This window comes from Sphingobacterium sp. UBA865 (assembly GCF_002295765.1).
GTDB classification, from domain to species: Bacteria; Bacteroidota; Bacteroidia; order Sphingobacteriales; family Sphingobacteriaceae; genus Sphingobacterium; species Sphingobacterium multivorum.
In genome coordinates this window covers 183,906-197,278 of sequence record NZ_DBGB01000009.1, presented here as the reverse complement: position 1 = coordinate 197,278, position 13,373 = coordinate 183,906, and the positions used below count along the sequence as shown (strand labels likewise).

The 13,373-nt window shown below is 41.1% G+C and carries 14 protein-coding genes; 6 read left to right on the top strand and 8 right to left on the bottom strand.

From position 1 onward, the window contains the following. Positions 1 to 11: 11 nt before the first annotated feature. The 3 genes from B2O97_RS03680 to B2O97_RS03670 all read left to right on the top strand — a co-directional run bounded on the left by B2O97_RS03680 (position 12) and on the right by B2O97_RS03670 (position 4,663). On the top strand, positions 12 to 3,119 hold the full coding sequence (locus B2O97_RS03680) for an efflux RND transporter permease subunit (protein ID WP_286766951.1): 3,108 nt from the start codon (positions 12 to 14) through the stop codon (positions 3,117 to 3,119). 230 nt (positions 3,120 to 3,349) lie between these two features. Further along, entirely contained in the window at positions 3,350 to 4,183 is an 834-nt protein-coding gene (locus B2O97_RS03675) for a sulfite exporter TauE/SafE family protein (protein WP_070562867.1), read from the top strand. A 78-nt stretch (positions 4,184 to 4,261) separates the two neighbouring features. Then, positions 4,262 to 4,663 (top strand): DUF1634 domain-containing protein, encoded by a 402-nt coding sequence (locus tag B2O97_RS03670; RefSeq protein ID WP_070562870.1) that lies wholly within the window; start codon positions 4,262 to 4,264, stop codon positions 4,661 to 4,663. Between the two features lie 7 nt (positions 4,664 to 4,670). Here the strand turns inward: B2O97_RS03670 and B2O97_RS03665 are convergent, their stop codons facing one another. After that, a complete protein-coding gene (locus tag B2O97_RS03665; protein WP_286766950.1) occupies positions 4,671 to 5,210 on the bottom strand; it encodes a GNAT family N-acetyltransferase in 540 nt (179 codons plus the stop codon). Between the two features lie 246 nt (positions 5,211 to 5,456). On the opposite strand from B2O97_RS03665, the gene B2O97_RS03660 reads away from it, so the two are divergent. Both B2O97_RS03660 and B2O97_RS03655 read left to right on the top strand, forming a co-directional pair. After that, positions 5,457 to 6,044 carry a Crp/Fnr family transcriptional regulator gene (locus B2O97_RS03660; protein ID WP_070562877.1) on the top strand — a complete coding sequence of 196 codons (588 nt, stop codon included), beginning with the start codon at positions 5,457 to 5,459 and terminating at the stop codon, positions 6,042 to 6,044. Between the two features lie 105 nt (positions 6,045 to 6,149). Further along, positions 6,150 to 6,743 (top strand): YceI family protein, encoded by a 594-nt coding sequence (locus B2O97_RS03655; protein ID WP_070562880.1) that lies wholly within the window; start codon positions 6,150 to 6,152, stop codon positions 6,741 to 6,743. Positions 6,744 to 6,896: 153 nt separating this feature from the next. On the opposite strand, the gene B2O97_RS03650 is transcribed toward B2O97_RS03655, so the two are convergent. The 4 genes from B2O97_RS03650 to B2O97_RS03635 form a co-directional block, all read right to left on the bottom strand. Next, positions 6,897 to 7,682 (bottom strand): SDR family oxidoreductase, encoded by a 786-nt coding sequence (locus B2O97_RS03650; protein ID WP_286766949.1) that lies wholly within the window; start codon positions 7,680 to 7,682, stop codon positions 6,897 to 6,899. Between the two features lie 77 nt (positions 7,683 to 7,759). Next, positions 7,760 to 9,412, bottom strand: coding sequence for an ABC1 kinase family protein (locus tag B2O97_RS03645; RefSeq protein ID WP_286766948.1), 1,653 nt, complete (start codon positions 9,410 to 9,412; stop codon positions 7,760 to 7,762). A gap of 94 nt (positions 9,413 to 9,506) precedes the next feature. Next, positions 9,507 to 10,148 (bottom strand): hypothetical protein, encoded by a 642-nt coding sequence (locus tag B2O97_RS03640; protein WP_088162869.1) that lies wholly within the window; start codon positions 10,146 to 10,148, stop codon positions 9,507 to 9,509. After that, positions 10,138 to 10,641: an RNA polymerase sigma factor gene (locus B2O97_RS03635; RefSeq protein ID WP_075994087.1), complete on the bottom strand. Its 504-nt coding sequence runs from the start codon at positions 10,639 to 10,641 to the stop codon at positions 10,138 to 10,140. The genes B2O97_RS03640 and B2O97_RS03635 overlap by 11 nt, the downstream gene beginning before the upstream one ends. Positions 10,642 to 10,758: 117 nt before the next feature. On the opposite strand from B2O97_RS03635, the gene B2O97_RS03630 reads away from it, so the two are divergent. Continuing rightward, positions 10,759 to 11,196, top strand: coding sequence for an acyl-CoA thioesterase (locus tag B2O97_RS03630; RefSeq protein WP_145328322.1), 438 nt, complete (start codon positions 10,759 to 10,761; stop codon positions 11,194 to 11,196). 158 nt (positions 11,197 to 11,354) lie between these two features. Here B2O97_RS03630 and B2O97_RS03625 read toward each other — a convergent pair whose 3' ends face one another. From B2O97_RS03625 to B2O97_RS03615, 3 genes are all read right to left on the bottom strand, one after another. Next, positions 11,355 to 11,798 (bottom strand): Hsp20/alpha crystallin family protein, encoded by a 444-nt coding sequence (locus tag B2O97_RS03625; RefSeq protein WP_075994089.1) that lies wholly within the window; start codon positions 11,796 to 11,798, stop codon positions 11,355 to 11,357. 381 nt (positions 11,799 to 12,179) lie between these two features. Next, a complete protein-coding gene (locus tag B2O97_RS03620) occupies positions 12,180 to 12,890 on the bottom strand; it encodes an AAA family ATPase (protein WP_286766947.1) in 711 nt (236 codons plus the stop codon). A 78-nt stretch (positions 12,891 to 12,968) separates the two neighbouring features. Further along, positions 12,969 to 13,337, bottom strand: coding sequence for a dihydroneopterin aldolase (locus tag B2O97_RS03615; RefSeq protein ID WP_286766946.1), 369 nt, complete (start codon positions 13,335 to 13,337; stop codon positions 12,969 to 12,971). Between the last annotated feature and the right edge of the window lie 36 nt (positions 13,338 to 13,373).

The window sequence follows — 13,373 nt, the reverse complement described above, 5'->3', positions numbered from 1 at the left end:
CATTTACACGAATGAACAAATTCATTAAAAATATCATCGCCTTTTCCATTAAAAATAAAGCGTTTACCTTTATTTGGGTCGGTATTTTGGCTATTGCTGGTTTCATTAGCTTTAAAAGCATGCCCATTGAGGCATTTCCCGATGTGACCAATACACAAATAACCATCATTACCCAGTGGAACGGAAGGAGTGCGGAGGAAGTCGAACGTTTTGTAACGACACCAATCGAACTAGGCATGAGTCCAGTTCAAAAGAGAACAAGTATACGGAGCACCACCATGTTTGGCCTTTCTATTGTTAAAATCATCTTTGATGATGGTGTCGACGACACTTTTGCCCGCAATCAGGTCAACAACCTCATGCGGTCTGTGAGCCTGCCAGACAATATCGACCCTGAAGTACAGCCCCCCTACGGCCCTACAGGCGAAATCTTCCGTTATACATTACATAGCGATCAACGTAATTCACGCGACCTCCTTACTTTGCAGACCTGGGTCATTGACCGCGCTTTGCGTGGTGTCCCTGGTGTAGCAGATATCAACGTTTTTGGTGGACAGGATTTGGTTTACGAAATAAGTACCGACCCCATCAAACTCGACAAATTTAATCTGACCCCTTTGCAGGTATTTGATGCTGTCAGCAAAAGTAACCTGAACGTCGGTGGAGATGTCATCGAAAAAAGTGGCCAGTCCTACGTCGTACGCGGTATTGGTTTGGTCAACTCAATCAATGATATCGAAAACATCACGGTAATCAACCAAAAGGGAAATCCGGTCTTTGTTAAAAATGTAGCCGAGGTAAGAGAAAGCGCAATGCCTCGGGTGGGCCAAGCTGGTTTTGGTAAGAATGATGATGTGGTAGCAGGAACCATCGTGATGCGGAAAGGCGAAAATCCAAGAGAGGTCTTGACCGCTGTAAAAGCGAAAATAGACGAGCTCAACAACAAAATCCTTCCCAAAGATGTCAAAATGCAAACCTTCTATGACCGTGACAATCTCATGGATTTCACGACCCATACCGTTATGCACAACTTGATTGAAGGTATTGTCCTCGTCACCTTGATGGTATTGCTCTTTATGGCAGACTGGCGCACGACGGTCATCGTTTCTATCATTATACCCCTCGCCTTACTTTTTGCTTTTCTATGTCTTAAACTAGCTGGCATGAGCGCCAACCTGTTGTCTTTGGGTGCAGTAGACTTTGGTATTATCATCGACGGTGCCGTGGTCATGGTGGAAGGGATATTTGTCATGTTGGATCACCAGGCTCATAAGCTGGGTATGGAGAAATTCAACAAAATGGCCAAAGCCGGCTGGATCAAACAGACAGGAACAGGTTTGGGAAAAGCAATCTTTTTCTCCAAGCTGATTATCATCACCTCCTTGATGCCCATATTCTCCTTCCAAAAAGTAGAAGGAAAGATGTTTTCGCCACTAGCCTTTACCCTGGGTTTTGCTTTGCTGGGTGCATTACTGTTTACCTTGACACTCGTTCCGGCTTTATCGCATATTCTGCTCAATAAAAATGTGAAAGAACGCCACAATCCATTTGTTGAATTCTGGAATAGAATTGTCGCCAAGGGTTTTGGATTTACATTCCGAAACAAGCGTCTGAGTATGATCGTTGCGATTACTTTACTAGCTGCAGTCTTGTTTTCTGCAAAATTTTTAGGAACAGAATTTTTACCGACATTAAATGAAGGGTCTCTTTGGGTTACTGCCGAGATGCCTATGAGCACTTCTTTACGTGAATCGGTTAAAACAACCAAACTGTTAAAGAGTACTTTGGAAACCTTTCCTGAGGTCACCGGCGTACTTTCCCAAACTGGACGAAGCAACGACGGTACCGACCCCAATGGGTTTGGCTTTGTTCAGTTTGCTGTGGCCCTAAAACCTAAAGAGGAATGGACACGTAAAATCACCATGGATCAGCTGATTGAAGAGATGGACCATAAACTCAAACAATTCCAGGGGATCACCTATAACTATTCGCAGCCTATCTCGGATAATGTTGCCGAAGCCGTTGCTGGTTTCAAGGCCGAAAACGGCATCAAGATCTTTGGCGATAACCTCGCGACCTTAGACCGCCTGGCGAAAGAAGTTTATGCACAGGTCAAAGGTATTCAAGGTATTAAAGAACCTGGTATCATCTTAAATATCGGCCAACCTGAAGTTAGTGTGGTATTGGATCGGACCCGTATGGCGGCATTCAATGTCCTGCCAGCAGATGCACAGGCGGTACTGGAAATGGCCTTTGGCGGAAAGACCGCTTCCATTTTATACGATGGTGAGCGCAAATTCAACATTCGACTGCGTTATGCGCCCGAATATCGGAAAACAGAAAAGGATATTGCACAGCTGATGGTTCCATGTGGTGATGGCACATTAATTCCGTTGAAAAGTATCGCGACCATTGAAAAAGATAATGGTGCTGCTTTTATCTATCGCGACAACATCAAACGTTATATCGGCATCAAATTTTCCATCCGTGACCGTGACTTAGGAAGCACCATAGCTGAAGCACAACAAAAAGTAAGTAAAATTAAGCTTCCGGAAGGATATTCTATTGGCTGGACTGGACAATTTGAAAATCAGCAGCGTGCGACACACCGCCTAGCACAGGTTGTACCGATCAGTTTGATCGTCATCTTCTTTCTATTGTTTATTCTATTCGGAAATATCAAGGATTCGCTGCTCGTGTTGGCCAACGTTCCTTTTGCACTGATCGGTGGAATTATCGCCTTGCACGTGACGGGTATGAATTTTGGAATCTCGGCAGGGGTAGGTATGATCGCATTATTCGGGATCTGTATCCAGAATGGTGTTATCCTGATCTCAGAATTCCACCAGAATAAGAAGGATGGCCTACCCAATGACCAATCGATTTATAAAGGTGTAAAATCGCGAACACGACCTGTGGTCATGACGGCACTCATGGCTTCCATCGGGCTGTTGCCGGCTGCATTATCGACCGGTATAGGTTCGGAATCACAGAAACCTTTGGCGATCGTCATCATTGGCGGATTAATCTCAGCGACGATATTGACATTGTTGGTATTCCCAATCATCTACGATATCTTCAACAGAAAAGAAAAGGTACAACAAACAATAGCTGAATAATATTGTCCATATTTTATACACTATATACTTAGACCAATAAAGGTCATCGGTACTGCCTCAGGCTGTGAAGCGACAGGCAGTACCATTTTTTTAATAATACTTTTGATGTAACATTTGTATCTATTCCAGGTTTAAAGTTTCAAAAGCAATAAAAAGCCCTTAAGTTTACAACAAATTACCTTCCATTAAACAGCTGCTGTTTTTTGGATCACACAAACAAACACATATTTATGACTATTCTCACCTTTACAATCATCCTTCTCCTGGGTGCTTTTGTAGCAGGGCTCTTAGGATCCCTGACAGGCTTAGGCGGAGGGGTCGTTGTCATCCCTTTATTGACTCTTCTGTTTCATGTCGATATCCGTTATGCCATCGGAGCGGCCTTGTTGGCTTCCATAGCGACATCATCCGGTGCAGCCACAGCCTATGTCAAAGAAGGCATCACCAACATCCGGCTTGGCATGTTTTTAGAAATAGCGACCACGATTGGTGCTGTTATCGGGGCTGTCATCGCCATTTACATGCCGACGAATACCATTGCAATCATTTTTGGTATTGTACTGATCTTCTCCGCAGCAATGACTATACGGAAGAAAAACGAACATGCGCTATCCGGCGGTTCTGCTTTGGCTGAAAAATTGAAACTGAATAGCACCTACCCTGCTGATGGAAAATTGATCCCGTATAAGCTGACCAACGTCGTCGGCGGCTTCTCTTTGATGGGGGTTGCAGGAATACTTTCCGGATTATTAGGCATTGGTTCGGGCTCCCTTAAAGTACTCGCGATGGACAGCATGATGAAAATTCCATTTAAAGTCAGTACGACAACGAGCAACTTTATGATCGGTGTCACCGCAGCTGCTTCTGCAGTGGTCTATTTACAAAGAGGATATATGGATCCAGGTATTGCTTTTCCGGTTATCCTGGGTGTATTATGCGGTGCCATTACAGGATCCAAACTCTTAAAGCGCATGAACCCAAAGACTTTACGTATCATTTTCGCCGTCGCTATTACTTTGGTGGCCTTGGAAATGATCTTCAACGGATTCCAGCATAAATTCTAAAAACGGTAGCTTACCCGATTTAGGATTTTAAGTTTGTAACGTCCTTCCGCTAGACAATGAAGGACCTAATTACTCAAAATGAAACAAGTATTTTCGAAACACTATTGGGGAGACAAAGACATCTCACTGTTGGTAGGACAAATTTTAAGAATAGGCGTTATATTGGCTTCCTCTATTCTTATTCTCGGCGGTATCTTCTACCTGATTGTTCATGGACAGGACACCGTACCGAATTATCGAGATTTTGTCGGTGAAGGGAATTCCAATACAACAATTACTGGAATTATTTCGGGGGCATTTAGCCGAAATATTCCCCAAGTTATACAGCTGGGTGTTCTTTTATTGATTTGTACACCTATTGTACGGGTGATTGGTTCACTGTTTGGTTTTGTAATCGAAAAGGACAGACTTTATATCATCATTACATTGATTGTATTAACCGTCATTATCGGCAGTATACTTAGCGGCATCAAGGGATAATAAGGCTTTATCTCTTGATCCGCCGCCAAGCGGATTTTTCCAATGCGTATTCAAAATTTTTACGTTCTGGCTCATTTACATAGCTGACCATCTTTTCGGCCACTTTAATAGCGCCCAAACGTTCCACGGCCTTCTGAGAACGATAGTTTTCTGCCCCCACATGCAGATAGATTCGATCCACAAAGTTGAAGGCAAAGTCAAACATCATCTCTTTGACCAAGGGATTAATTCCTGCCCCCCAATACGCACGGGCATAAAACGTATATCCAGCAAAAATAGATTTTTCCGCCTCATCAAGTCCATAGTACCGGGTGCTCCCAATGCAGGCTCCACTTTCCTTATCCAGGATCAAATAAGCAGCCTTACTTTCCAAGGCCCCTTCAAAAAATCCCTGAAAAACCTCTTCCTTCCAGCGATCCTTATTGGGATGCTGTTCCCAGATCAGGGGATCTTTGGCAACCTGATACAGCGTATCAAAATCCGTTGGTTCGATGATGCGTAATACGACCTTATCATTTTCAAGGGTGTTGGGGGCGACAAACTTCATGAGACACTTTTATAGTTATAGCAATTCAAATATTTTAAATCTGACAAAAGATACCAATTATTGATCAAACTATCTGAATTTTGCGAATATCCGATCAAATATTACACCAAGATGTAGATTTTATCACCGTGTTGACAAAATTGAATGCAAGAAATCCCCTGCAACTGAATTATTTTACCTTAGAATTGATAGGAATTGGACAACTTATTCAATTAGCATGGCAAAAAATTCGTATTTTACAGCCAAATGGAACAATTCAGGGAATTTGTAAAACAGCGTATTGATGTCACTGAGGAAGAACTAAATGACATCGTCTCACGTTATCAGGTACGGAAAATAAAGAAAAAAGAATACTTTCTCCGGGCAGGCGAGGTATGCCACCATGAAGCATACGTAATCAGCGGTTTATTTAAATCATTCTATGTCACCGCCGATGGGATTGAACATATCCTACAGTTTGCAATTGAAGATTGGTGGATCGGTGATATTGCCAGCTTCAATTATCAGGAGCCGGCCCTCCAAAACATTCAGGCCCTGGAAAACTCCGTCGTCCTGACCCTTTCAAAAAAGGCTAAGGACAAACTTTACGAAGATCATCCCATCTTCGAGAAACTCTCCAGGATTATGGCACAACGTGCGCAAATCGCATCGCAGCACCGTATTATCTCGAGCATAGGTTTCACTGCACAGGAACGCTATCTGGATTTCATCAAAAGGTACCCTAAAATCTATCCGAGGATCTCCAATATGCAATTAGCCTCCTATCTTGGTGTTACGCAGGAGTTTCTTAGCCGCCTAAAAAGGCAGATCTTAAAGCCGAATCGAAATTCTTGACCTACATCAATTTTTTCTTTGTCTGTTTATCCCACCTTTGCAGAAGCTTGTTCAAACAAACAATTTGAACTTTTGAAGGTTAGATAAATAAAAAAAGAAAATAAGATGAATAAATTTTTCCAAATTCTGGCAGTAGCAGTATTAATGGTTAATGTTGCTGTGGCACAAGTAAAATGGTCTGCAGACCCTGCACATACCAACGCAAGATTTGATGTAAAACACCTTGGTATCAGCTTTGTTGATGGTGAATTTACTAAGGTAGAAGGAACAGTTGAAACCCCAACAGGAACAAGTTTCAATAATGCCAAAGTTAATTTCGCTATCGACGTCAACAGTATCGATACGCGCATTGCTGCACGTGACAACCACTTGAAGACCGATGATTTTTTTGCTGCGGAAAAATTCCCTAAAATGACATTAAAGTCTATCAGTTTTAAAAATGCGAAAGTAAAAGGAAAATATGTGATGATAGCGGATCTGACGATCCGTGATGTAACGAAAAAAGTAACTTTCGAGGTAACACAAAACGGTGGAATCATTACGGATCCTTGGGGAAAAACACGTGCTGGATTTACAGCTAAAACAAAAATTAACCGTCAGGATTTCGGCATGAAATACAATGATAAATTACCTTCAGGTGTAGAAGCGGTTGCTTCTGATGTCGACATCATTGTCAACACCGAATTGGTGTTGAACTAATTGAAAATAATAAATCACACTAACATTAAGGGGTGTCCAAACGGATTGGACACCCCTTTTTATGCAATTTTACACCGAGTTCTGGCTACAGCAATCAGCTATGGAATGCTCAAATCAAGGGCTTTGACCTGACGTAATTGAGCAGCTCATTTTTTATAAGCCTTTTAACATCCCGCCGTCCAGAGGAATATTGGCTCCAGTCAGATAACTTGCATATTCGGAGCAAAGGAAAGCGACGAGATAACCGTATTCTTCAGGTTTACCCAGACGCTGCGCAGGAACCTGTTTTAACCGCAATTGTAGCGCTTCCTCGTAGGATATACCCATACGTTGAGCGTCAAGGTTGGTTAGCGACTGGATACGGTCCGTATCAAATAGGCCTGTCAAGATGCTATTGACCGTCACCCCTTCTTTAGCGACATCCGTTGCCAGCGATTTACTCCAGCTAAGCAATGCTGTACGGATCGTATTAGACAACACTAAATTAGATACCGGTTCTTTCACAGTTGAAGAAGACACATTAATAATACGTCCGTATCGATTTGCCAACATATAAGGCAGCGCACATGAGGTCGTGTAACAGTGATTTTGAAATAAGAGTTCAAAAGCATGCTGGTAATCCGCCAAATTTTTTTTGTCTATGGTTCCTGCTTGCGGCCCATTCGAATTGTTGATTAAAATATCAACCTTATTCGACTCAAAATAATGTGTTATCTGCTTTTTGTATGCTTCGTGATCATTGTAGTCCACCACGATATATTGGTGTACCTGTCCTTTGGAGGTATCAAGACCTTCACAGGTACGTTGTAGCTTTTCCTCCTGTCGGGAAGCCAATGTTACAGATACGCCACATGAGGCAAGCACTTGGGCAATACCTGCACCTATACCCGCAGAACTCGCCCCGATCAACGCCCTTTTCCCATTTAGATTGATTTCCATATTTTTTTGTTTTCTATTTTATAGTGTGTATATATCCATAGCCCATCATCGTCGCTGAAAATGTGTGCTAGATCTCGCTAATCGTTGTCTTTTGCCCGAATCATCGCGATAAATAAATATACCGCAAAGACCCATGCTGAGCCTAGGCATATCCAGGCAAAAATGGGAATTCCCCACCACTGCGGTTCTACCCTTGCAACGATAATCATTCCGCCCAGTAAATTGAGTGACATAAACATAATACCGATGACAATACGATTGACCCCTTTGCGTAAAATGGCATTAAAAGATCGCGCACTGATTAGACGATGGTTGAGTGTAAAATTTCCTGTTCGAAATAAACGCACAAGGGCGCGCATATCTTCGGGGAGTTTTTCGACATCACGTGCAAAAGATTCAACTTTATGTTTTCCTTTTTTGAAGATTGCCTCTGGAGAGAGCCGCTCCATCATAATCCTTCGTGCAAAAGGCTTGATACTTTCCATAATATTGAGATCGGGATATAACTGCCGTCCAATACCTTCCATCAACGAAATACCCCGCATTAACTGATAGATATATTCCGGAAAATACAAGCGGTTGTCGCCAATAATGTTCCACAGTTTATTGAACAATAAATCTAAACTCAGATCCCCGAGAGACACATTATCAATCATATCGAAAATCTCATATAGGGATCTTTCAAGCCGGTTACGATCCGGAATATGGCTCACTACGGCAACGTCTTCAATCACATCGGCCAAACGGACAGCATCTTCGGAAATAGCCGATTGAATAAACTCTTCAAGCTGCCTACGGTCTATTCCCAATAATTTACCCATATTTCCAAAATCCAAAAAAGCAATCCGTCCATCCGGCATCACCATCATATTGCCGGGATGCGGATCACCATGAAAGAAACCATGAATAATCACTTGCTCAAGGTATAAATTGATCCCATTTTTTACCAGCGTTTGGACATCCATTCCCCGGCGCTTAATTTCATCGGCATCAGTTACCTTGAAACCATCGAGATATTCCATGCAAAGAACATGGTCCGACGAGAGTTCAGGATAAACACGGGGTACCTTGATCAGTTTATTTCCTTTAAAGTTCTTTGTGAAGCGTTCGATGTTATGCCGCTCAATCACCAGAGACATTTCTTCCTGCATGGTCGTAGCGAAAGATTCAACAATCAGCAGCAGATTAAGGTTTTCCAGTACGTCATTGTACATGGTTAGGATTTTGGCAATATCACGCATGAGCGCCAGATCACAGCGCATAACCTCATCGATGCCGGGACGCCTGACTTTTAAAACCGTTTGGGTTCCATCTTTTAAGGTTGCACGATATACCTGTGCAATAGAAGCCGCAGCAAAAGGTTCCGCAGCAATCTCCTGGAAATGCCCATCAATATCCAGCTCAAGTTCTTCTTTGAGATAAGATTTAATATCCACTTCAAAAGGGGGAACATTATCCTCAAGGCGCTTAAGTTCATCTACGAGATCTTTGGGCAACAACCCCTCTCGCGTCGAAGCCGATTGTCCAAGCTTGATAAAAGCCGGACCGAGCTCCTCAAGAGCCATGCGAATACGGGCATAAACACTGATCTCATCGACATCAATAGGATGTTCTACGGCTGATCTGGGTCCTTTCCACGGCAATCGAGCGATTGCATCTTTAAAACCATATTTGGCCAATATACTTAAGATCTGAGAACTGCGCTGTAACTTCTTTGTCGGATTATACATAATGGACAATGATTTTCGATAACAATATACGAAATATCCTCGCGCTATAAACACGAACTCCTGTAAAACAAAGTAGATATTTCATATGGTCGCTCTATTCCGTTTCCATTTGATCCAATTTCTCCTTGATCTCCGTGATATACCTACTGTAGTAGCAACGAATCATAATTTCTGTCAGGCCAACAACAAGGACGATAGACACAATTGCCGAAAGAATCATCCATACAATAAAGTTCGGTTCCTCTTGGAAAGTTTCCTTGAAATGGTACAACCGATCAAACCACACCGTTGTCTTATTCTGTGCTATCATAATAAGATATAGAAACAAAGCTTGTGGAATCATCACATAGGCCGCAATACGATAAGTCTCTACGGCATACTTCAAATCGTAATACAACTTGAGCAAGTGTTCTTTAGAAGCCAACAACTCGATCTTTTTCGTGCTCTTTACCAAATAAAAGAACCTCCGGTAATATAAAAGACTTGATAATGATATCTGTACGATAAAAAAGTAATAGGCAAATGCCGCATAACCTTCAATCTTATACATTGGCAAGATAGGCACCAAAAACAAAAAGCCCATACAAACGACCCAGGAGATAAACTCGCGTTTGATATTCTTGCGCAACTTGCCCATGATATTGCCAACTTCCTTATAGTATTTGAGATTTGGATTCTGTAAATCCTCATCTGTAGGCTGTTCCTGCCAAGATTTCTTTAACTCATCAAAATTCATACTTGTATTTTTTAATGATTTGTTGAATTCGCTCCTTCGTGCGGTTTAATTTTACGCGGGCGTTGACTTCCGATATACCCAGATTCTCTGCAATCTCGCGATGACTTTGACCTTCCAAAAACAAAAATATCAGGGCTTTTTCAATTGCATTGAGCTCTTGAACGGCCTGGTAAAAGACTTTCAGTTGCTCATCTTTATCGGTATCGTAAGCTTCTTCTGCAAAATCATGTCGCTCCTCTAACGCATCATAAATCTGATGCTTCTTTTCTTTTTTTAAGAATACCATTGCGGTATTGAGGGCAACACGGTACATCCACGTTGAAAATTTACTCTGTTGCTTAAATGTCGCATAGGATTTCCACAGCTGATACACGATTTCCTGATACAGATCTTGCCGCCCCTCATGATCATCCATATACATACGGCTCACCTTAACGAGAATACCTTTATTCTCGTCAATCAGTCGAAGAAATTCTATTTCCGATGGGTTCACCTAGCGATTTTTCTTTAAATATATTTAGGTAATAAGTATAGCAAACAAACAAAGTGTTACAGCTTTATTTAAAAATATGTAAATTGTTATTAAAATAGAGACTAATCGCTGAAGAATATGGAGAATATATTTTATCAAGGTCAAATTATATGGGCGCAGATCGACGCAAATAGACATATGCGGCATTCTGCTTACGCAGACATATGCGCTCAGGCCCGTAGTAATATGTTGAACAAAATGGGCTTTTCACTGGATAAATTTGCCGAATTTCATATCGGTCCGATTTTGTTCAGGGAAGAACTTATCTATTTTAAAGAAGTACATTTGGATGAATATGTACAGGTAAAAGTAGAACTGACGAAATACAACAAAACAAATAGTCGTTTTTCATTTATACATCAGGTTTTTCGTAATGACGGAGTTTTGTGCTGTACCGTTAACGTCGATGGAGCCTGGCTGGACCTTCAAAAGCGGAAATTAACCAAATTACCAGAAGAGATGGAGCCTTATCTCGCCAAAATTCCCCGATCTGAAAACTATACGGAAACGGAATAGTCTTTTCATCATGTCAAGACCATCCTTATAAAAGAAAAATCCCTCGGAACACAAACGGAACTCCGAGGGATTAAAACATAAACTAAACCTAAAAACTATTGTCTTTTATTCATCTTTTGGTCATTCCCAAAATGAACTATTTCCTGTGTATTGCTGAATTATTTAACTTCAATCAAACGTTTTGCAATGATTGCATCTTCTTTCTTGCCAACAGTCAAAATTAATATCCCACCTTCATAGGCAGCCTCGATATTGCTGTAATCTACGGTCTCTGGCAATGTAAATGATCTTGAGAACGAAGAGTAATTGAATTCTTTTTTGCTGTATAATTTTTCTTCACTAACACTTTCCTCTTTTTTCTCAGCTGAAATCGTAATTAGATTTTTATCTACATTGATCTTAAAGTCAGATTTATCCAATCCGGGCGCTGCCATTTCAACTTTAAATGATTTTTCGGATTCCGATATATTGACCGCCGGCACACGGGATACCAAACGATCTGAGATGAAGTTATCATTGAATAAATTGTCAAATACAGTGTTTACAAATGGATTTACTGCATCAGTGTTTAAACTTTTTGTAGGGAATTTAATTAATGCCATTTTTTGTCCTCCTAATTTTTTGTTTTATTGTTAAGCTTTTTTTGTTCTAACTATTTGAAGAGAATTATTCAATTTACGTACCAGCAGTTTTTAAAAGACAAAATGTCATTTTAAAATAAAAATAAATGCCATTTTGACTCATTCACAAACTATTGTTAGCGACTTAGCGATCAATCTGTCATCGACGCCCCGCCCTATCATAAATTGTCCCCATATACAGACTAACGTATAGGAGACAAAACAGTTTATCAGAAGGTGTTATTTTTTATTAGACATCTGAAGCGGAGCGTTCAACTAACAGACTCACGTAGAAGAGAAAAACAGTTTATCAGAAATCGCTATTTTTATTAAGTATCTCAAGCGGAGCGTTCAAAAAAATCATTAAGATTGATTCTGTTCCAATGCAGCAATCAATAAGAATTTGACAGCATCGTAAATATAGTCCTTAGCCTCTGCATAGGAGATCCCATAGCGTCGAGGTACGACATCAGCATAATGTGGAAATGGCGTAAATAATTTATCATAATATGCATCCAACTGCAGCATTGTCGGCAACTCAAACGCCAAACGAAGCTGAAACCGACGGATAATGGCTGTATCCAATATTTCGGGATGGTTGGTTGCTGCAATCAATACCGCTTCAGCAGGAAAATAATCGATCAGCTGTATAATGGTATTCACGAGACGACGCATTTCACCCACATCCTTTTCTTCACTAATCCGCGCCTTTCCGATCTGATCGAATTCATCTAAAAACAGAACTGCTTTTTTACGCCCAGCTTTATCGAAGACCTGTTTAATGTGCTGCGAGGTTTCACCAATACGAGAAGAAATGAGGTTGCTCAGATTCAACACATAAATTGGTTTTTCGAGCGCTGTGGCCAAGGCTTTCGCCGTTGTTGTTTTTCCGCAACCAGAATAACCGTGCAGTAAAATCTTATTGCTAACCGGCAGACCATATTGTGAAAGCTCTTTAATATAACGATGCTCTTTAATCAGCTGATGGAGCTTCTGACGGCTCTCCTCTTCCAAGAAGACATCTTCTAAAGCTATCCTTTCCTTATCGGCAATTACAAGATCGTAAATATTCATACTATTAATTTAAGACTATCAGATAACAGTTGGCAAAACTAAATCTTTCAGCCAGCATATCGCTGATCCAGTTTCAATTTAATCCTTGAAATATTTAAGGCCAACTTGGGAGCAAGAAAGATCTCCACCAAAGGGAGGGTTCGATTTACGTATCACCACTTCGATCGTCACAGCATCGGCCACCCGCAGCCTAATCTGATCTAGTATTTCTGAAGCTGCAGATTCGAGCAATTTTCGTTTAGGCTTCATAACGCTAGCGGTAATCTGATAGAGCTCTTCGTAATTGAGCGTATTTTTTAAGTTCTCTGTCTCCGTATTCAAAAAGGGAAAACATACATCAATAGAAACAAAAAACTCATTGCCAAGCACCTGTTCTTCTTCATAGTAACCTATTGGTGCATAGAATCGGGCTTCTTTCAGCGATACTGTTTGTAAAATGGTTGCCATGTACAAACCTAAGGAAATTGTTCCATACAAATGGGA